This window comes from Streptomyces hilarionis, from assembly GCF_024539675.1.
Lineage (GTDB): Bacteria > Actinomycetota > Actinomycetes > Streptomycetales > Streptomycetaceae > Streptomyces > Streptomyces hilarionis.
In genome coordinates, this window is sequence record NZ_JAHHIT010000049.1 from 29,172 (window position 1) to 49,725 (window position 20,554).

The 20,554-nt window shown below is 72.7% G+C and carries 11 protein-coding genes and 1 pseudogene; 4 read left to right on the forward strand and 8 right to left on the reverse strand.

Annotated features, from left to right (window positions below; genetic code table 11):
• Positions 1 to 123 precede the first annotated feature (123 nt).
• From KMS84_RS12120 to KMS84_RS12135, 4 genes are all read left to right on the forward strand, one after another.
• Positions 124 to 810: a spermidine synthase family protein gene (locus KMS84_RS12120; RefSeq protein ID WP_256916168.1), complete on the forward strand. Its 687-nt coding sequence runs from the start codon at positions 124 to 126 to the stop codon at positions 808 to 810.
• Between the two features lie 122 nt (positions 811 to 932).
• Positions 933 to 1,673: a response regulator transcription factor gene (locus KMS84_RS12125; protein ID WP_109002674.1), complete on the forward strand. Its 741-nt coding sequence runs from the start codon at positions 933 to 935 to the stop codon at positions 1,671 to 1,673.
• Positions 1,670 to 2,785 (forward strand): sensor histidine kinase, encoded by a 1,116-nt coding sequence (locus tag KMS84_RS12130; RefSeq protein WP_256916169.1) that lies wholly within the window; start codon positions 1,670 to 1,672, stop codon positions 2,783 to 2,785. Before KMS84_RS12125 ends, KMS84_RS12130 begins: the two co-directional genes overlap by 4 nt.
• 302 nt (positions 2,786 to 3,087) lie before the next feature.
• Entirely contained in the window at positions 3,088 to 6,882 is a 3,795-nt protein-coding gene (locus KMS84_RS12135; RefSeq protein WP_256916170.1) for a multifunctional oxoglutarate decarboxylase/oxoglutarate dehydrogenase thiamine pyrophosphate-binding subunit/dihydrolipoyllysine-residue succinyltransferase subunit, read from the forward strand.
• Positions 6,883 to 6,981: 99 nt separating this feature from the next.
• Here KMS84_RS12135 and fxsT read toward each other — a convergent pair whose 3' ends face one another.
• From fxsT to KMS84_RS12175, 8 genes and pseudogenes are all read right to left on the reverse strand, one after another.
• Positions 6,982 to 10,023, reverse strand: coding sequence for an FxSxx-COOH system tetratricopeptide repeat protein (gene fxsT, locus KMS84_RS12140; protein ID WP_256916171.1), 3,042 nt, complete (start codon positions 10,021 to 10,023; stop codon positions 6,982 to 6,984).
• Positions 10,024 to 10,152: 129 nt separating this feature from the next.
• The gene (locus tag KMS84_RS12145; protein WP_256916172.1) at positions 10,153 to 11,019 is read right to left on the reverse strand and encodes an aKG-HExxH-type peptide beta-hydroxylase; all 867 of its coding nucleotides are present in this window, start codon (positions 11,017 to 11,019) and stop codon (positions 10,153 to 10,155) included.
• 391 nt (positions 11,020 to 11,410) lie between these two features.
• Positions 11,411 to 13,192 (reverse strand): outer membrane protein assembly factor BamB family protein, encoded by a 1,782-nt coding sequence (locus KMS84_RS12150; protein ID WP_256916173.1) that lies wholly within the window; start codon positions 13,190 to 13,192, stop codon positions 11,411 to 11,413.
• 189 nt (positions 13,193 to 13,381) lie between these two features.
• On the reverse strand, positions 13,382 to 15,187 hold the full coding sequence (locus KMS84_RS12155) for an ABC-F family ATP-binding cassette domain-containing protein (protein WP_256916174.1): 1,806 nt from the start codon (positions 15,185 to 15,187) through the stop codon (positions 13,382 to 13,384).
• A gap of 479 nt (positions 15,188 to 15,666) precedes the next feature.
• A complete protein-coding gene (locus KMS84_RS12160) occupies positions 15,667 to 16,947 on the reverse strand; it encodes a hypothetical protein (RefSeq protein ID WP_256916175.1) in 1,281 nt (426 codons plus the stop codon).
• 130 nt (positions 16,948 to 17,077) lie between these two features.
• The gene (locus KMS84_RS12165) at positions 17,078 to 17,983 is read right to left on the reverse strand and encodes a 4-(cytidine 5'-diphospho)-2-C-methyl-D-erythritol kinase (protein WP_256916176.1); all 906 of its coding nucleotides are present in this window, start codon (positions 17,981 to 17,983) and stop codon (positions 17,078 to 17,080) included.
• Entirely contained in the window at positions 17,980 to 18,861 is an 882-nt protein-coding gene (gene rsmA, locus KMS84_RS12170; RefSeq protein WP_256916177.1) for a 16S rRNA (adenine(1518)-N(6)/adenine(1519)-N(6))-dimethyltransferase RsmA, read from the reverse strand. The genes KMS84_RS12165 and rsmA overlap by 4 nt, the downstream gene beginning before the upstream one ends.
• Positions 18,862 to 18,941: 80 nt before the next feature.
• A pseudogene (locus KMS84_RS12175) lies at positions 18,942 to 20,491 on the reverse strand (resuscitation-promoting factor).
• Between the last annotated feature and the right edge of the window lie 63 nt (positions 20,492 to 20,554).

Consider the following 20,554-nt stretch of genomic DNA (forward strand, 5'->3'; position numbering starts at 1 on the left):
CTGAGAGTTCTCCTGTGTTTTTCTCATCCGCCTCGCACCGTTGTCGAACGGACGTGCGTCAAGCCCGTCGGCCGCCCGGTCAATTCCCGGGCCATCCGGTCGGGGGACTGCCAGGATGGGCCGATGGCCATCCCGTACGACATCCCCGACGCACCGGAGGTCCTGGACCGCCGCGAGGGTCCCTACGGCGAGGTCGTGCTGCGCCGGCACGGGGAGTTGCTCCAGATCATCGCCAACGGCTGCTTCCTGATGGACACGTCCGACGGCCGCTCGGAGCGGCTGCTGGTCGACGCGGCACGCGACACGCTGGACGACCGCCCCTCCCCCGCCCTGTTGATCGGCGGCCTGGGCGTCGGGTTCTCCCTCGCGCACGCCGCCGCCGATCCCCACTGGGGCGCGATCACGGTCGTGGAGCGCGAGCGCGCGGTCGTCGACTGGCATCTGGACGGCCCGCTGGCCGCCGTCTCGGGCCCGGCCCTGGCCGATCCCCGGACGAAGATCGTCGAAACGGATCTGCTCGACTTCGTCAATGAGACATGCGACACGTTCGACGCGGTATGCCTGGACATCGACAACGGCCCCGACTGGACCGTCACCGAGGGCAACGACAGCCTGTACTCGGCGTCCGGACTCGCGGGCTGCGCGCGGGTGTTGAGACCGGGCGGAACCCTGGCGGTGTGGTCGGCCCGCCCCTCTCCCAAATTCGAGGGAACCTTGGGGAATGCCGGGTTCCAACGGGTGCGTACCGAAGAGATCCCGGTTGCCCGAGGCGTGCCGGACGTCGTGCATCTCGCCGTCCGACCTGGATAGCAAAGCCGTGGTGACTCCCCGTACGCTGCATCCCTGACGCCGATCATTTACGCGTCAACCGCAGTCATGCGCAATCAAGGAGCCACCCCACTGGTTCCGGAAAGCACACTCAGGGGCGGGCGATGGAGCAGACACACACCGCACACAACACCGCGGCGACGGCGACTCCGGGCGCGCAGCGGCGCGTCCTGGTCGTCGAGGACGACCCGACGATCGTCGACGCCATCGCCGCCCGCCTGCGCGCCGAGGGATTCCTCGTGCAAACGGCGGGCGACGGTCCGGCGGCCGTCGACACGGCAGAGGCCTGGCAGCCCGACCTGCTGATCCTCGACATCATGCTGCCCGGCTTCGACGGCCTGGAGGTCTGCCGTCGCGTGCAGGCCGCCCGCCCGGTGCCGGTCATGATGCTCACCGCGCGCGACGACGAGACCGACATGCTGGTCGGCCTCGGCGTGGGCGCCGACGACTACATGACCAAGCCCTTCTCGATGCGGGAGCTCGCGGCACGCGTGCACGTGCTGCTGCGCCGGGTGGAGCGGGCCGCGATCGCGGCGACGACGCCGCGCAGCGGGATCCTGCGGCTCGGCGAGCTGGAGATCGACCACGCGCAGCGCCGGGTGCGGGTGCGCTCGGAGGACGTGCACCTCACGCCCACCGAGTTCGACCTGCTGGTCTGCCTGGCGAACACCCCGCGCGCGGTGCTCTCGCGCGAGCAGCTCCTGGCCGAGGTGTGGGACTGGGCGGACGCCTCCGGCACCCGCACGGTCGACAGCCACATCAAGGCGCTGCGGCGGAAGATCGGCGCCGAGCGGATCCGCACGGTGCACGGCGTCGGCTACGCCCTGGAGACGCCGACGCCATGAAGCCCGGGCCGGACGGACCGAGAAGCCCCGCCCCCGGAGCCGGTGCGCCCTGGGGCGGCGTGCGCCCGTTCTCGATCAAGACCAAGCTGGGCGCGCTCGTCGTCATCTCGGTGCTGATCACCACCGGGCTGTCGATGATCGCGGTGCACACCAAGACGGAGCTGCGCTTCATCACGGTCTTCTCGATGATCGCCACCCTGCTGATCACGCAGTTCGTGGCGCATTCGCTCACCGCGCCCCTCGGTGAGATGAACACGGTGGCCCGGTCCATCTCGCACGGCGACTACACCCGCCGGGTCAGCGAGAACCGCCGCGACGAACTGGGCGACCTCGCGCAGACGATCAACGTCATGGCGGACGAGCTGGAGGCGCAGGACCGGCACCGCAAGGAGCTGGTGGCCAACGTCTCGCACGAGCTGCGCACGCCCATCGCGGGCCTGCGCGCCGTCCTGGAGAACGTCGTCGACGGCATCGCCGAGGCGGACACCGAGACGATGCGCACCGCTCTGAAGCAGACGGAGCGGCTCGGGCGGCTTGTGGAGACCCTTCTCGACCTGTCCCGCCTCGACAACGGCGTCGTCCCGCTGCGCAAGCGGCGCTTCGAGGTGTGGCCCTACCTGTCGGGCGTGCTGAAGGAGGCCAACATGGTCGCCTCGGCCCGCGCCACCATGGGCTCGGGCGGCAGCCACACCCGTACGGACGTCCATCTGCACCTGGACGTCACCCCTCCGGAGCTGACCGCGCACGCGGACCCGGAGCGCATCCACCAGGTCGTCGCCAACCTGATCGACAACGCGGTCAAGCACAGCCCGCCGCACGGACGGGTGACCGTGAAGGCACGGCGCGGGACGCAGCCGGAGTCGCTGGAGCTCGAGGTCCTGGACGAGGGGCCGGGCATTCCGCGCTCGGAGTGGCACCGCGTGTTCGAGCGGTTCAACCGGGGCGCCGTCCGCCGGCCGCACGGGCCGGGCAGCGACGGCGGCACGGGGCTGGGACTGGCGATCGCCCGCTGGGCGGTCGATCTCCACGGAGGCCGGATCGGAGTGGCCGAATCCGAGCGGGGCTGCCGGATTCTTATCACTCTTCCGGGAGACTCCCCCGTCCCAAGTTGACGTAAAGTCTGGAGCGGAGCCTCAAGATCCTCTCGTGTCCGCGCAGCCGGACACGTGTCATCGGGCCTTACACCGGCGCAGGTCGGCACGGGTGCGCGCACATGGCGTGCCCCGTCTGCCCCCTCGCGTACCCGGTGACGCACAACCGCGCTTGTTTCCCGCCATTTTCACCCCTGAAACACGCTCCGCGATGTGACTTACACGACGATGGACGGGCCCGGCCTGACTCTCCCCCTCCAGGGGGCGTAGCCTTTATTCCCGCTGTCCATCACCTTGTGAAGCGGAAGAGGGCGGTTGCCGCCGTGTCGCCACAGTCCCCCAGTAACTCCAGCATCTCGACCGACGCAGACCAAGCGGGCAAGAACCCCGCTGCCGCGTTCGGGCCGAACGAGTGGCTCGTCGACGAGATCTATCAGCAGTACCTCCAGGACCCGAATTCGGTAGACCGCGCCTGGTGGGACTTCTTCGCCGACTACAAGCCAGGAGCGGCCGCTCCCTCGGCTCCGGCGGGTACTGCGGCCGCGGGGGCCGCAGCGACCACCACCGCGCCCGCCGCCCCGGCCCAGCCGGCGCCCGCCGCCGCTCCGGCGCCCGCTCCGGCTCCGGCCGCCGTGCCGAAGCCCGCGGCCGCCGCGCCGGCTCCCGCGAAGGCCGCCCCGGCCCCCGCGGCCAAGCCGGCCGCCGCCGCGAAGCCCGCGCCCGCCGCCGCTGCACCCGCCTCCCCCGAGGGCCCCGAGTTCGTGACGCTGCGCGGTCCGTCCGCCGCGGTCGCCAAGAACATGAACGCCTCGCTGGAGCTGCCCACGGCCACGTCCGTGCGCGCGGTCCCGGTGAAGCTGCTGTTCGACAACCGCATCGTCATCAACAACCACCTCAAGCGCGCCCGGGGCGGGAAGATCTCCTTCACGCACCTGATCGGCTTCGCGATGGTGCAGGCCATCAAGGCCATGCCGTCGATGAACTGGCACTACGCGGAGAAGGATGGGAAGCCCACCCTCGTCAAGCCCGCGCACGTCAACTTCGGCCTCGCCATCGACCTGGTGAAGCCGAACGGCGACCGCCAGCTCGTCGTCGCCGGCATCAAGAAGGCCGAGACGCTGAACTTCTTCGAGTTCTGGCAGGCCTACGAGGACATCGTCCGCCGCGCCCGCGACGGCAAGCTGACGATGGACGATTTCACCGGCGTCACGGTCTCCCTGACCAACCCCGGCGGCCTCGGCACCGTCCACTCCGTGCCGCGCCTGATGCCCGGCCAGTCGGTGATCATGGGCGTCGGCTCCATGGACTACCCGGCGGAGTTCCAGGGCACCAGCCAGGACACCCTGAACAAGCTCGGCATCTCGAAGGTCATGACGCTCACGTCGACCTACGACCACCGGGTCATCCAGGGCGCGGCCTCCGGCGAGTTCCTGCGGATCGTCGCCAACCTCCTGCTCGGCGAGAACGGCTTCTTCGACGAGATCTTCGAGGCGCTGCGCATCCCCTACGAGCCGGTCCGCTGGCTCAAGGACATCGACGCCAGCCACGACGACGACGTCACCAAGGCCGCCCGCGTCTTCGAGCTGATCCACTCCTACCGGGTCCGCGGCCACGTCATGGCCGACACCGACCCGCTGGAGTACCGCCAGCGCAAGCACCCCGACCTCGACATCACCGAGCACGGGCTGACCCTGTGGGACCTGGAGCGCGAGTTCGCCGTCGGCGGCTTCTCCGGCAAGTCCCTGATGAAGCTGCGCGACATCCTCGGCGTGCTGCGCGACTCGTACTGCCGCACCACCGGCGTCGAGTTCATGCACATCCAGGACCCCAAGCAGCGCCGCTGGATCCAGGACCGCATCGAGCGCCCGCACACCAAGCCCGAGCGCGAGGAGCAGCTGCGCATCCTGCGCCGGCTGAACGCGGCGGAGGCCTTCGAGACGTTCCTCCAGACGAAGTACGTCGGCCAGAAGCGCTTCTCGCTGGAGGGCGGCGAGTCCGTCATCCCGCTGCTCGACGCCGTGCTGGACTCGGCCGCCGAGTCGCGCCTGGACGAGGTCGTCATCGGCATGGCCCACCGCGGCCGCCTGAACGTCCTCGCGAACATCGTCGGCAAGTCCTACGCGCAGATCTTCCGCGAGTTCGAGGGCAACCTCGACCCGAAGTCGATGCACGGCTCCGGCGACGTGAAGTACCACCTGGGCGCCGAGGGCACCTTCACCGGCCTGGACGGCGAGCAGATCAAGGTCTCGCTGGCCGCGAACCCCTCCCACCTGGAGACGGTCGACCCGGTCATCGAGGGCATCGCCCGCGCCAAGCAGGACATCATCAACAAGGGCGGCTCGGACTTCACGGTCCTGCCGGTCGCCCTGCACGGCGACGCGGCCTTCGCCGGCCAGGGCGTGGTGGCCGAGACGCTGAACATGTCGCAGCTGCGCGGCTACCGCACCGGCGGCACGGTCCACATCGTCATCAACAACCAGGTCGGCTTCACGGCCGCCCCGGAGTCCTCGCGCTCGTCGATGTACGCCACCGACGTGGCCCGCATGATCGAGGCCCCGATCTTCCACGTGAACGGCGACGACCCGGAGGCCGTGGTCCGCGTCGCGCGGCTGGCCTTCGAGTTCCGCCAGGCGTTCAACAAGGACGTGGTGATCGACCTCATCTGCTACCGCCGCCGCGGTCACAACGAGTCGGACAACCCGGCCTTCACCCAGCCGCTGATGTACGACCTGATCGACAAGAAGCGCTCGGTGCGCAAGCTGTACACCGAGTCCCTCATCGGTCGCGGCGACATCACCCTGGAAGAGGCCGAGCAGGCGCTCCAGGACTACCAGGGCCAGCTGGAGAAGGTCTTCACCGAGGTCCGCGAGGCCGTCACCGCCCAGCCGAGCACCGGCCCGGTGTCGGACCCGCAGGCCGAGTTCCCGGTGGCCGTGAACACCGCGATCTCCACCGAGGTCGTCAAGCGCATCGCCGAGTCCCAGGTCAACATCCCCGACTCCTTCCACGTGCACCCGCGCCTGCTGCCCCAGCTGCAACGCCGGGCCACGATGGTCGAGGACGGGACGATCGACTGGGGCATGGGCGAGACGCTGGCCGTGGGCTCGCTCCTCCTCGAGGGCACCCCGGTCCGGCTGTCCGGCCAGGACTCGCAGCGCGGCACCTTCGGCCAGCGGCACGCGGTCCTCATCGACCGCGAGACGGGCGAGGAGCACACCCCGCTCCAGTACCTCGCCGACGAGCAGGCGCGCTACAACGTCTACAACTCGCTGCTGTCCGAGTACGCGGTCATGGGCTTCGAGTACGGCTACTCACTGGCCCGCCCGGACGCGCTCGTGATGTGGGAGGCGCAGTTCGGCGACTTCGTCAACGGCGCGCAGACGGTCGTCGACGAGTACATCTCGGCCGCCGAGCAGAAGTGGGGCCAGACGTCCGGCGTCACCCTGCTCCTGCCGCACGGCTACGAGGGCCAGGGCCCGGACCACTCCTCGGCCCGTGTGGAGCGCTTCCTTCAGCTCTGCGCCCAGAACAACATGACGGTCGCGATGCCCACGCTGCCGTCGAACTACTTCCACCTCCTGCGGTGGCAGGTGCACAACCCGCACCACAAGCCGCTGGTCGTCTTCACCCCGAAGTCGATGCTGCGTCTGAAGGCCGCCGCGTCGAAGGCGGAGGAGTTCACCACGGGCCAGTTCCGCCCGGTCATCGGCGACGCCTCGGTCGACGCGAACGCCGTCAAGAAGGTCGTCTTCTGCACCGGCAAGGTCTACTACGACCTGGACGCCGAGCGTCAGAAGCGCGGGGTCACCGACACGGCGATCATCCGCCTCGAGCGGCTGTACCCGCTGCCGGGCGCGGAGGTCCAGGCCGAGGTCAACAAGTACCCCAACGCCGAGAAGTACCTGTGGGCCCAGGAGGAGCCGGCCAACCAGGGCGCCTGGCCGTTCATCGCCCTGAACCTGATCGACCACCTGGACCTCGCGGTCGGCGCCGACGTGCCGCACGGCGCGCGCCTGCGCCGCATCTCGCGCCCGCACGGTTCGTCCCCGGCGGTCGGTTCCGCCAAGCGTCACCAGGCGGAGCAGGAGCAGCTGGTGCGTGAGGTGTTCGAGGCGTAGTCCTCGACCGCGCCCGCGCGAAGGGCCCGTCCCCCGGAGATCTCCGGGGGACGGGCCCTTCGGCGTGCGGGACGGCGGGCCGGCGGTCGGCCGACCGGCTCAGATGACCTGGGGCTCGAAGTCCCAGTAGGGCCGGTTGCGGGAGCGGGCCGAGACGGTGTGCGGGTGCTTGCTGCCCAGCGTCGAGTCGAAGTCGGAGAGGGCCTCCTGCTCGACCTTCTCCGCCTGCCGGCGGTCCCGCAGGGCCCGCAGGTCCGCCGCGTGCGCGATCCGCGCCGACAGGGTCAGCGGGTGGGTGCGGCCGAGCGACTCGATGGCGCGGGTCACCGTGTCCCGGCTGAGGTCGGCGGCGCTCTCGGGGTCGCCGACGATGTTGCGCAGGGCGGAGGCGTTCAGCGCGCAGCCCAGCGTCCAGGGATGGTTCTCCCCCACCGCCTCGGTCATCGAGGCCAGTGCCTGCTCCAGCAGGACGTGCCCGGTCTCCCGCTCGCCGACGTTGCGCAGGATCAGCGCCTGGTTGGCCCGGGAGCCGGCGACGAAGGGGTGCCCCTCGTCGAGCATCACCTCGTAGCGGGCGACGACGGCCTCGCTGAGCTCGCGGGCCTGGTCGATGTCCCCGTGCTCGCGGGCGTAGCAGCTCTGCGCCGTGGCGAAGATCAGGGTCAGCGGGTGCGTCTCGCCCAGCACCCGCTCACCGCGCTCCAGGACGCTCGACAGCAGCTCGCCGGGCTCCTCCCGCTCGCCGGCGCGGTCGCGGCCGCGGTCGCGCTCGCCCAGGCGGTAGCGGCACAGCGCCAGGTTGTGCTCGGCGCTGAGGGTCTGGGGGTTGTCGCGGCCCATGACGAGACGGCTCTCGCGCACGTTCTTCGCCTGCATCGACTCCGCCTCGGCGTAACGGCCGAGGAGCCGCAGGTCGACGGCGTAGTAGATCTCGGAACTGAGCGTCCACGGGTGGCGGGCCCGCAGCAGCACCCGCCGCGACTCCAGGGTCTGCCGGTCGATGTCCAGGGCTTCCTGGTAGCGGCCGAGCAGGCGCAGGGAGACGGCCAGGTTGTTCAGCGAGTTGAGGCTGCGCGAGTCCTGCTCGCCGAGCAGGTCGCGGTAGCCCACCAGGACCCACTGGGACAGCTCCAGCGCCTCGTCGTAGCGGCCGAGGCCGCGCAGGTCGGCGGCGAGGCCGGCCGCGGCCCGCAGGTGCTCCAGGTCCTGGGGGCCGCGCTCGTCCTTCAGGTGCTCGGACGCGGCGCGGCTGAGCGCCTCGGTCGTCGCGTAGTCGCCGACGGCGCGCAGCAGGTTGGTGTAGTGGTAGCTCAGCTCCCAGATCCTGGGGTGGGTCGGGCCGAGCAGCTCACGCCACGCCTGCATCGCGCGCCCGCCGAGCTTGATGCCGGCGTTGTACTCGCCGGAGAAGTACATGTAGCGCAGGCAGTTGAACACCAGCCGCTGGACGCCCGGATCCTGCGTCTGGAGCACGTCGGCGTACTTCAGGTGCGGCACGATCTGGGCGTACCCGGGCCACAGTTCCGGGTCGGTGGGCCGTCGCGGGTCGGCCGCGGCGAGGGCCTGCCGTACGACGTCGATGAACTCCTTGCGGTCGGCGTCGGGCATGTCCTTGCGCACGATCTGGTGCACCATGCGGTGCAGGTACAGCGACTCCCCGGAGGCCGCCGCCTCGTCGCCGACCGCCTCGTGGGACTCCAGCCGGACCACCGAGTACTGGCGGAGCTGGTTGATGGCCTTGTTCCACAGCAGCGGGTCGTTGAGCAGCCCGGCGAGCTGTTCGGGCAGTTCGTCGCTGGACATCTCGCGCAGCAGCCGGACGGGGATGAAGCCCGGGGCGAAGAAGGTGCACAGCCGCAGCAGGTCGACCGACTCGGGGACGGTCTCGCGGAGTTTGTTCAGCAGTATCGACCAGGCGGTCTGGAAGGCGAGCGGGAAGTCCGCCGACACCTTCACCACGTCGTTGTCGATGCCGCCGTCCAGCAGGGCGATGTACTGGCGGACCGACAGGTCGGAGTCGTTCAGCCAGCCGGCCGTCTGGTCGAGCAACAGCGGCAGGTCCTCCAGCGCCTCCGCGAGCTGGTCGGCCTCCGCCTCCGACAGCCGGGGCGCGCGGCGCCGGATGAACGCCACCGACTCGTCGCGGGCGTAGACGGGCACCTCCAGCAGCTTGCTGTTGTGCTCGGTCCACTCGGGGTTGCGGGAGGTGATGATGACGTGGCCGGGGCCGGTCGGCACCAGGTCCCAGATCTGGTCGGGCTCGTCCGCTCCGTCGAGGATGAGCAGCCACCGTCCGTACGGTTCGCCGCGGCGCAGCGAGTCGCGCACGGCGCGCAGCCGTTCGCCGTACTCCTGGCCGGTCTGAAGGCCGAGTTTGGGGGCGAGTTCGGCGAGCAGCCGCCGGTAGGTCACGCGTTTCTCGGCGTTGACCCACCACACCACGTCGTACTCGGAGCCGAACCGGTAGACGTACTCGGCGGCCATCTGCGTCTTGCCGACGCCGGACATGCCGTGGAAGGTGACGACGCCGGCGCCGGGCTCGGCGCCCCGCAGCACGTGGTAGGCGTCGTTGAGCAGCGTCTCGCGGCCGGTGAAGCGGGTGTTGCGGCGGGGCACCCCGCCCCAGACCTCGGGCATCGCCGACGGGAAGCGGGGGCCGCGGCGCGCGGCGTCGCCGTTGTCCGGCAGGGGGTCGGTCGGCAGGTCGAGGCGGTCGAGCAGACGGCGCTCGGCCTCCTCGGCGCCCATGTTGGTCAGGTCGACGGGGGCGAGGACCGCGGTCGCCGCGGGCACGGAGGCCGAGGTGACCGAGACGGCGGCGAACCGGGAGGCGTCGGGGGCGACGACCTCGCGCAGCGCCGCGTTCCACTCCTCCTGCGTGCGGGGGCCGAGTTGGAAGTACCACTCGCTGACGACGATGAGGATGCGTCCCTCGGCGAGTTCCAGGTCCCGCAGCAGGTCGACGAGGGGCACCTCCGCCGGGGAGTCCCAGCGCAGGTAGACGACCCGCAGGCCGCGCCTCTCCAGCCGGTCCCCGATCCAGGCCGCCCAGGCTCGGTTGAAGCCGGCGAAGTGGATCGTGACCGTCTGCCTCGCGGCCCCTCTCCCGGTTGCCCCGACCGGTGTACGAGCTCCAGACATGCGACGGCCTCCAGCGCGTAGTACCAAAATCCTAGGTCCTCGGCGCGGCGTGCGTAAGTGTGCCGACTGTCGGACGCGCGCCCCGGCTCGGAGATCTTCGCGCACCGGACCGCCCCGCGCAGGCCATCCTCAGTCTTTCGGGCGTGGCAAGGCGGAAGCATGACGTTGCGTCCACAGAGCGCGCGCCGCTCTCACATACGCCTGCGCGCGCGCCGTGTGGGCGCGGGGGGCCGGATGTTCGGCCATGCGTTCGAAGGCGGCGGCCATCTCGTCGACGAACAGACGTCCCCGCACGGTCAGGTCGGGCGAGCCGACCAGCGCCGGGAGGGCCGCTCCGACCTGGGCGCGGTAGCGGGCGTGCCGGGACCACGCGTACGCGCGGTCGGGCGCGGGGAGGGGCGCGGTGAGCGCCCGCCGCTGGAAGTAGTGCGCCACGGCGAGGTGGGCGTAGGCCCCCTGCAACAGGGCGTCGTAGGGACGGGGCTCCGTCTTCCACGGAGCGAAGTACCGTGCCTCCGGCGGTGCGTGATGCAGCGTCACCGCGTCTGACAGGGCGGCGAGTTGGGCGTGGTGCAGTTCGTGGACGAGTGTCTCCGCGAAGGCCACGGCGTCGTGCGGGGTGCTGGCGAGCAGGGCGCCGAACGCCTCGTGCCGGGTCGCGCTGCACGAGTCCCGCCCGTCGGCGCCGGCGCCGGGCGGCCGCTCCAGCGGGACCAGGCAGCGCAGCAGCGCCACCGCCCCGGCCACCCGGTGCTCGCCGCCGGTGCGCAGCGCGGCGGCCGTGCCCGACCAGGCCTGGAGCCACCGCTTGCGGTCGGCGTCGTCGAGCGTGGCCGGTCCGCCGAAGGCCCGGTGCCGGGGGCCCGGCGCCGCACCGTAGGGATCGAGGTCCTCCAGGGGAACGGCGGCGCCGTGCGGCTCCAGTCCGGGCAGCGCGTGCAGCGGCGTCCAGGCCAGGGCGCCGGACCAGGCCCCCAGCCCGCTCTCCAGGTGCACGACGACGTCCGGCGCATCGGGTTGACGAAGCGTCAGCCTGCCGTCCCGATGGGTGACGTCGACGGGCGCGTCGCCGGGACGGGCGGTGTGCAGTGCGCCGAGCGAGGGCAGGGTCAGCAGTCCGGCGCGCGCGGTCAGCCGCAGCGCGTAGGGGATCCCGGCCCGGGCGGCCGCGGCGGCGGCGATCGCGCCGAAGTGGGCCAGGTCCCGCCAAAGCGCGTGGATCCGGGGCTCGTCCCGCGGAACTCCCGGTGGACCGCCGCCGGGACCGCCCCGTTCGTCGAGCCCTCGCAGACAGCTCAGGGCCCAGGGTCCGGTCAGCGGATGGAAGAGCAGGGCCCGGGCGGGCGAGAGCGGGGAGCGGTGGCGGGCCGCGGGGCGGCCGGTCGCCCTACTTGCCGTAGGCGAGCATCAGCTTCTCCTTCGTGTCGTCGTTGCCCGTCAGCCTGGTGGTGGAGATGTAGAAGCGTCCGCCGACCCAGTCGATGTCCCGGGAGAAGAAGCTGTCCTCGATGTCGGCCGTGCTCCGGGGCAGCTGCATCAGCGTCCTGGGCGTGTGCGCGGAGCCGGCCGTCGGGATGCCCACCACGCGGCCCGGCGCCTCGTACGACGGCTCGACGTAGGCGACGAGCTGCCCGCCCTCGGTCTTCACCGGCAGCATGGCCTCGTCCGTGGGCGACTTGACGCGCCACTTCTCCTTGCCGGTGGACAGGTCGATCGCCACGATCTCGTTGGGACCGCTCTTGGTCTCGGTGGGGAGGTACAGCGTGCCCGCGTCGGAGGCCACGCCCGCGCAGCCCGTGAGGTTGCGCTGGAGGAACCCGCCCTCGCACTGGGGCGCGAAGTTCTCGTTGACGTGGACCTGGGAACGGAGCGAGCCGGTCGGCCCGAACGTCGTGATGTTCCAGTTCTTCTTGTCCTCGTTGGTGCTGTAGACGACCAACGGGTCGACGGAGAACGTCTTGCCGACCGACCAGCCCTTGTCGAACTTCTGCGTCCACCTGACCTTGCCGGTCGCCGGGTCCAGTTCCTGGATCTCGTCGTGCTCGGTCGGGTCGCTCGCGTCGCAGGAGGCCACCGCGATCAGCCGCGCGCCGCCGGCGAACGCGGTCGGGAAACACGCGTCGCCGTACTTCTGCTTGTCGTACAGCTTCTTGCCGGTGCGGACGTCGTAGGCCGTCCCGGACTGCGAGCGGCCCACCATCAGGGTGTTGCCGGCCAGCGACAGCTCCACGCTGATCGCGCTGTCGAACAGCGCGCCGTCCGCGACGACGGCCGTCCAGCCCTTGGCTCCGGTGTTCAGGTCGACCTGCTGGAGCTGGTTGCACTTGGCGCGGTCGCTGGTCCCGCTCATGTAGGCGACGACGATCTTCTCGTCCGCCGTCTTCTGCGGGGTGACGGCGCAGATCTTCTGCGGGAGCGTGAGGGCCGCCCAGGTCGGCCGGCCGTCGCCGACGTTGTACGCGACGAGCTCCTTGTAGGCGGCCTTCACGGCCGTCTTGCCGGTGATCCACATGCCGGGGGCCTCGGCGCCGGAGGCGGGGGCGTCGGGCGCCTCCTTGTACCAGAGCACCTTCGCCTCGCCCGCCTTGCGGCCGGCGTTGAAGTCCTGGTCCTCGTCGCCGCCGCCGCCGTCGCCGCTGCCGTCGCCCGGGTTCACCGGGGCGGCGCTCGGCGTGGCCTTGCCGTCGTCGCTCGGTGCGGCGACCGGCTTCTTGCCGCCCTCGTCGTCCCCGCGGGTGACCGCGAACACGGTGCCGCCGACGACCAGGAGCGCCGCGACCGCGGCCCCGACCACCAGCGCGGGCCGGCCTCGGAAGGGGTTGCGGCCGCCACCCGGCGGGGTGCCCGGAGCGCCGGGCGCGCCGGGGAACGGGGGCTGCTGGGGGTAGCCGTAGCCGGGCTGCGGGCCGTAGGGACCGCTCGGCTGACCGTACGGGCCGGGCTGACCGTAGGGGCCCGGCTGCTGGGGCTGACCGTACGGCCCGGGCTGCTGCGGGTAGCCGTAGCCGGGCTGCGGCGAGGCCGGCGCGGGCGGGCCCTGGGGCGGCTGCGGCGGCTGCTGCGGCGCGCCGAAGCCGCCCTGCGGCGGCGTGGGGCCGGCCGGCGGCGGGCCGTCCTGCGGTGCTCCGAAACCACCCTGCTGCGGCGGCTGATCGGGTGGCTGAGCCATCGACGTGTTCCCCCTTGTCACTGTTTTCTAGCCACGCCCCCGGGTCAGTGACCACCCGGAGCCGTCTTCAGATGTACGCAGACGGCTCTTTCTATCACCCGCCGCCGCAAGGCCAACGGGCCGCATCCGCCCCTGTTTCCAAGGGAGGACCGGCCCGTGATGCCCTCGTTATGCGCCTTCACGCACCCTTCACGCGTCCTCGGCGAGTTCCAGCCATCGCATCTCCAGCTCCTCGCGCTCGGCGGCCAACTCGCGCAGCTGTGCGTCCAGTCCGGCGACCTTCTCGAAGTCGGTGGCGTGGTCGGCGATCTGGGCGTGCAGCTTGGCCTCCTTCTCGGACGTCTTGTCCAACTGCCGCTCGATCTTCTGAAGTTCCTTCTTGGCGGCGCGCTGGTCGGCGGCGCTCTTCTCCGGCGCGGCCTTCTGCACGGCGGCCGGGGCGGAGGCGGCGGCGGCCTCCTCCATGCGCTGCCGGCGCTCGATGTACTCGTCGATGCCGCGCGGGAGCATCCGCAGGGCGGCGTCGCCGAGCAGGGCGAAGACCCGGTCCGTGGTGCGCTCCACGAAGAAGCGGTCGTGGGAGATGACGATCATCGAGCCGGGCCAGCCGTCGAGGAGGTCCTCCAGCTGGGTGAGGGTCTCGATGTCGAGGTCGTTGGTGGGCTCGTCGAGGAAGAGGACGTTGGGCTCGTCCATGAGCAGGCGCAGGATCTGGAGGCGGCGGCGCTCACCGCCGGACAGGTCCCCGACCGGCGTCCACTGCTTGTCCTTGTTGAAGCCGAACGTCTCGCACAGCTGCCCGGCGGTCATCTCCCGCCCCTTGCCGAGGTCGACGCGCTCGCGCACCTGCTGCACGGCCTCCAGGACGCGCAGGTTCGGGTCGAGCTCGCCGACCTCCTGGGAGAGGTAGGCCAGCTTGACCGTCTTGCCGACGGCGATCCGGCCGGCCGCGGGCTGCGTCTCGCCCTCGCTGCGGGCGGCGTCGGCCAGGGCGCGCAGCAGGGAGGTCTTGCCCGCGCCGTTGACGCCGACCAGGCCGATGCGGTCGCCGGGGCCGAGGTGCCAGGTGATGTGCTTGAGCAGCACCTTGGGGCCGGCCTGGACGGTGACGTCCTCCAGGTCGAACACCGTCCTGCCCAGGCGCGAGGAGGCGAACTTCATCAGCTCGCTGCTGTCCCGGGGCGGCGGCACGTCGGCGATCAGCTCGTTGGCGGCCTCCACGCGGAAGCGCGGCTTGGACGTGCGCGCGGGGGCGCCGCGCCGCAGCCAGGCCAGCTCCTTGCGGACCAGGTTCTGCCGCTTGGTCTCCTCGGTCGCGGCGATCCGCTCACGCTCGGCGCGCGCGAAGACGTAGTCGGAGTAGCCGCCCTCGTACTCGTGGACGTCGCCGCGCTGGACGTCCCACATGCGGGTGCAGACCTGGTCCAGGAACCAGCGGTCGTGGGTGACGCAGACGAGCGCGGAGCGGCGCTCGCGCAGGTGCCGGGCGAGCCAGGAGATGCCCTCGACGTCGAGGTGGTTGGTCGGCTCGTCGAGGACGATCAGGTCCTGCTCGTCGATCAGCAGCTTGGCCAGCGCGATCCGGCGGCGCTCACCGCCGGAGAGGGGGCCGATGACGGTGTCCAGGCCCTGCGGGAAGCCGGGCAGGTCGAGCCCGCCGAACAGTCCGGTCAGCACGTCGCGGATCTTGGCGTTGCCGGCCCACTCGTGGTCGGCCAGGTCGCGGATGACCTCGTGCCGGACGGTCGCGGCCGGGTCCAGGGAGTCGTGCTGGGTGAGCACGCCCATGCGCAGCCCGCCGGAGTGCGTGACCCGGCCGGTGTCGGCGTCCTCCAGCTTCGCCAGCATGCGGATCAGCGTGGTCTTGCCGTCGCCGTTGCGGCCGACGACGCCGATCCGGTCCCCTTCGGACACGCCGAGCGAGATGCCGTCGAGGAGGGCACGGGTTCCGTACACCTTGCTGACGTTCTCGACATTGACCAGATTGACGGCCATTTCTCTCCTGCCCGGGGGGATCGATCGACCCTCCAGGGTAGTCCGGCGGCCCGCACCGCCGACCCACCCGTCCGGCCGGGGGCGGGAGCCCGCCGGAACGGAGCGGTCGCGCGGCGAGCCGTCCGTGCGGGAACTGCTTCCGCACGGCGTGCGATGTCCGGGCCCGGCGCGTGGAATCCGTGTGCGCTGTTCAGCGGCGGCGCGTGCGTGGTCGCTGCCCGCCCCCGGCGTCGGGCGGGCGGGGCCGGACCGCGGACGGCTGCTGGTCGCGCACCCCCGGCGGACGCCCCGCCCCCGCGAGCCCCGCGCACGACGCCGCCGAGCCCGGCGAACGCGTCCCCGTACCGACCGGCTCTCCCCACCGCCCGCAACCCGACCCGCCACCTGCCCGCGGCCGGACTTCGGGGCGGCGCTCGGCCGGACCCGGCGGCGCTCAGCCGGACCCGGGAACGGCCGCCGGCCGGGCTCGGCGGTGGCGCTCAGTCGGGGTCGGGGACGGTTCTCGTCGCAGCCTCCTCGTATCTCCACATCGCCCGGATGAGGTCGTCGTCGGGCCAGGCGTCGGGGACGAGGGGACGCAGTCGCCGCGCGGCCTCCACGCAGCGCGGGTCGCCGTGCAGCGCGAGACCGCGGGCGGCGTGCACCCGGGTCTCCCGCAGTTCGTCGTCGAGGAGTCCGGCCAGCACGTCCTCGATGCCGGGCGCCTCCTCGACGACGTGCGTCAGCTGGTAGGCCGCCCGCTCTCGCACGGCGCGGTCCGGATCGCGCGCCAGCGCGTAGAGGGCGTCGAGGCGCGCGGAACGTGTCTGCGCGCCCTCACCTCCCGCGCGCCACCTGAACAGGGCGGACGGCACCTCGCAGCGCACCCGGGGATCGGGATGGGTCGCGTATCGCAGGCCGAGCGCCCCGATCTCCTCGGCGTGCTCCTCTCCCTCGTCGGCCGCCGCGTCCAGCACGAGCGCCAGCACCTCGGGGTCCTCCTCCGTCGAGGCCCAAGGGAAGAACAGCGCGAAGTTCTGCCCCGCGGACGCCCGGGACCCGTCGAGCGGGTCGCTGACGGCCATGAGCCTCAGCAGGTCCGCGGCGAAGAGGCGGCGCAGGCGGTCCGGGTGGTCGCGCAGGGCGGCCGCGGCCGCCCAGGTCGGTTCGTGCCGCCGCCAGGACAGCCGGACCACCGCCTCCGTCCACACCGCGTGGTCCCGGTCCGGCCGCACGAGCGCCCGCGCGAGCACCTCGTCGAACGGCGCGCCCGTCCCGAAGCGCTCCTCCAACGCGATGAGCACCCCGGCATGGCCGTCGCGCACGGTCAGACCGCCCAGGGTGATCTGCTCGTAGTGGCAGTAGCCGTCCGGGTCCTCGACCCGCTCGCGCACCGCCGGCCCCGGGACGCCGGTCCTGCGGCGCAGCTCGGCCTCCAGGTCGGCGCCGGTCCAGAACCGGGCCCGGTCCAGCAGCTCCGCGCGCTGAGCGGACGTCAGCCCTACGGTCTCCGGCAGCAGTGCCGAGGTCATGGCCGTCGAGCCGCCGTCCACCGCCCGCAGCAGCGGGCTCCCGCCGTCGGGCAGCGGGCGCAGCGGGTCGGCGCCGACCCCGACCAGCGCCTCGGCGAGCTTCGCGTCGTACGCCGCGACGGCCACACAGAGCAGGGGGAGACCGTCGGCCGGGTCACAGGTCTCCGGGTCCGCCCCGCCGGCCAGCAGTTCCCCGGCCGCTTCGGCGTCGCCCCGCAGGACGGCTTCGACCAGTTCCGTCGACCTCACGCGCATCCCTCCGTCGGCCGGTCCCACAGTGTGACCGGCCGAGGGAGCTTAGAGGGGACGGGCCGCTCACGGCAGCCCGATTACCGGCAGCCGGACCACTGAACGGCCGCGACGCCGCATCGCCGGACTGCTAGGCCGCGTTCCCGACGATCGTCGCCCCCGGCGCGGGGCCCGACGCCACGCGCACGCTCCGGCAGGTGCCCGACGTGCGCAGCGCCCCGGCGATCCGTGCGGCGGCCTCGGGGTCGCGGGCGAGGAACGCGGTGGTCGGGCCCGAGCCCGAGACGAGGCTCGTGAGCGCCCCGGCCGCGCGCCCCGCGGCGAGCGTGTCCGCCAGCTCGGGGAAGAGCGAGAGGGCCGCGGGCTGGAGGTCGTTGGAGACGGTGGCCGCCAGCGCGTCGGGGTCGCCCTTGGCGAGGGCGGCGAGGAGTTCGGGCGAGGCGACCGGCTCGGGGACGTCGAGTCCGGCCGTCAGCCGGTCGAACTCCCGGAACACGGCCGGGGTCGACAGCCCCCGCGCGGCCGTGGCGAACACCCAGTGGAAGGCGCCGCCGGTCTCCAGGGCCGTCAGCTGCTCGCCGCGCCCGATGCCGAGGGCGGCCCCGCCGGCCAGGCTGAACGGCACGTCGCTGCCCAACTCGGCGCAGATGTCGAGGAGTTCCTCGCGCGAGGCGCCGACGCCCCACAGCGCGTCGCAGGCCAGCAGGGCGCCCGCGCCGTCCGCGCTGCCCCCGGCCATGCCCCCGGCGACGGGGATGTCCTTGACGATGTGCACATGGACGTCGGGGGTGCGGCCGCAGCGCCCGGCCAGCGCGATCGCGGCCCGCGCGGCGAGGTTCGTGCGGTCCAGGGGGACCTGGGCGGCGTCCGGGCCCTCGCAGGTGACGCGCAGCCCGTCGGCCGGGGTCACGGTGACCTCGTCGTACAGGCCGACGGCCAGGAAGACGTTCGCCAGGTCGTGGAAGCCGTCCGCTCTGGCGGCGCCCACCGCGAGCTGCACGTTGACCTTGGCGGGCACCCGCACGGTGACGCTCACTCGGACGACTCCTCGGAAACCTTGTGCTCGGCGATCCTGGCGAACTCCTCGACCGTGAGGGCCTCGCCGCGGGCCTGCGGGGAGACGCCGGCCGCCACGAGGGCGGCCTCGGCCAGCGCCGCGGAGCCCGCCCAGCCCGCCAGCGCCGCCCGCAGGGTCTTGCGGCGCTGCGCGAACGCCGCGTCGACGACGGCGAACACCTCGCGCCGCGAGGCGGTGGTCGCGATCGGCTCGGCGCGCCGCACCAGCGACACCAGGCCGCTGTCCACGTTCGGCGCGGGCCAGAAGACGTTGCGCCCGATCGCGCCGGCCCGCTTGACCCGGGCGTACCAGTTGGCCTTGACGGAGGGCACGCCGTACACCTTCGAGCCGGGCCCGGCGGCGAGCCGGTCGGCGACCTCCGACTGGACCATGACGAGGGTGCGCTCGATGCTCGGAAAGGTCTCCAGCATGTGCAGCAGCACGGGCACGGCCACGTTGTACGGCAGGTTCGCGACCAGCGCGGTCGGTGCCGGGCCGGGCAGCCCGGTGACGTGCATGGCGTCGGAGTGCACCAGCGCGAAGCGCTCCGCGCGCTGCGGCATCCGCGCCGCGATCGTCGCGGGCAGCGCGCCGGCCAGGACGTCGTCGATCTCGACGGCGGTGACCCGGTCGGCGGACTCCAGCAGGCCCAGGGTGAGGGAGCCGAGCCCCGGACCGACCTCGACGACGACGTCGTCGGGCCGGACCTCCGCGGTGCGGACGATGCGGCGGACCGTGTTCGCGTCGATCACGAAGTTCTGGCCGCGCTGCTTGGTGGGCCGCACGCCGAGGACCGCCGCGAGCTCGCGGACGTCGGCGGGGCCCAGGAGGGCGTCGGGGGTGGGGCTGCTGGTCACGGGACAAGGGTACGGGGGTCCGCCGGCCCTCCCGCCCGCCACCGGCCCGCGACCGGCTCTCGGCGGCCCGCCGCCGGGTCTCAGCCGTGCAGCCGCGTCCCGCAGTGCGGCCACGGGCTCGCCCCGCGCCGCACGTACAGCTTCTTCGCACGGAACGTCTGCTCCTGCGCCGACGCGTCCTGGGGCCGCCCGCTGCCGCCGAGGCTCTGCCAGGTGCGGGTGTCGAACTGGTACAGCCCGCCGTAGGTGCCCGAGGGGTCGACGGCGTTCGGCCGGCCGCCCGACTCGCAGGCGGCGAGGGACTGCCAGTTCAGGCCGTCGGCCCCCCGCACGGACGTCGGCCGCGGCTTCGTGCCGACCTTCACCACCTGGGTGCGCGGCGCCCGCACGACCTCGTCGCGGATCCGCCGCGGCCGCTGCCGCACGCCGTTGACGGTGCGCAGGGAGTACGTGACGCGGCGCAGCCCCGGCTGTCCGGTCCGCTCCACGACCTGGGTGCCCTTGAAGAGCGAGGGGTCCTCGGTGCGGCGCACCGCGAACGGGATCTGCTCCTCGCGCACCTCCTGGGAGCCGGTGATCCGCAGCACGGTGACCGTCTGCCCGTCGCGCGGGAAGCTGCCCGGGTCGACGGAGGTGGTGTCCTGCCCGCGCAGGGTGATCCCGGCCGCCCGGACGACCTCGCGCACGGTGGCCGCGTTGGTGCGGACGGTGCGGGCGCGGCCGTCGGCCATGACGGTGACCGAACGCTCGGTGCGCACGTCCAGCGCGAGCCCGGCGCGTCCGATCGGCTGCGCGCGCGAGACCGACATGTACGCGCCCTCGGCCCGCACCCCGAGCCGGCGCAGCGCCTCCTCCACGGTGGGCGCGGTCGTCCACAGCTCGTGGCGCTCGCCGTCCAGGGTGAGCCGGACGGGCCGTCCGTAGCGGACGGCGATCTCGTCGCCGCTGGTGAGGGCCGTGCCGGGGGCGGGCGCCACCATGTCGTGCGCCCCCACCTTCACGCCCTCCTCCGCCAGGAGTTCGCCCACGTCGTCGGCGAAGGTGTGCAGCGTGCGCGGCCTGCCGTCGACGGTCAGCTCGACCGCCTTGTCCTCGGCGACGAAGGCCGTGGTGCCGCCGGCCAGGAACGCCACGACGAGCGCCTGCGGGAGCAGCCGGCGCATCGGGGACTCCGGCCGTTCGGCGGAGCGCGCCCTGCGCCGGCGCCCGGCCCCGAGTCCGGGCGGGCCGCGGGGAGACCGTGGGGTCCGTGAGGGGCGTACGGCTCGTGGAGGTCGTACGCCGCATCCGGCCCGTACGTCTCGTACGTCTCGCCGGTCGCGTTCGGCGCGTACGTCTCGTGGGGCGCGTAGGAGTCGTAGGGCCCGTCGGGCGGGCTCGGGCGGGGTCCGGGCGCGGCCTGCGCCGGGCCGGGCCCGGACGGCATCGGCGCCGCCGGGCGGGGCGCGCGCGGCTGGGGCGGCTGGGGCGGTGGCGGCGGCTCGTAGGCCTCGTACGCGGGCCGGTAGGTGTCGTCGTAGGTCCCGGGGGCCGCGTACACGCCGTACGCGACCGTCTCGGCGTTGTGCAGGTCGACGGACGGCCCGCCACCGCCGTACGGCTCGTACTCGAGGTGCTGCGAGTTGCTCACGCCGACACGCTCCAGGGGGTGGGCTCCGGATCGGGCCCCCAGAACCTAGCGGAGCCGCGGTCA

Excerpts from the sequence above, each read along its gene's own strand:
- KMS84_RS12150 (WP_256916173.1), bottom strand. The coding sequence starts at position 13,192 with ATGGCTCAGCCACCCGATCAGCCGCCGCAGCAGGGTGGTTTCGGAGCA.
- fxsT (WP_256916171.1), bottom strand. The coding sequence starts at position 10,023 with ATGTCTGGAGCTCGTACACCGGTCGGGGCAACCGGGAGAGGGGCCGCG.
- KMS84_RS12130 (WP_256916169.1), top strand. The coding sequence starts at position 1,670 with ATGAAGCCCGGGCCGGACGGACCGAGAAGCCCCGCCCCCGGAGCCGGT.
- KMS84_RS12125 (WP_109002674.1), top strand. The coding sequence starts at position 933 with ATGGAGCAGACACACACCGCACACAACACCGCGGCGACGGCGACTCCG.
- KMS84_RS12155 (WP_256916174.1), bottom strand. The coding sequence starts at position 15,187 with ATGGCCGTCAATCTGGTCAATGTCGAGAACGTCAGCAAGGTGTACGGA.
- KMS84_RS12120 (WP_256916168.1), top strand. The coding sequence starts at position 124 with ATGGCCATCCCGTACGACATCCCCGACGCACCGGAGGTCCTGGACCGC.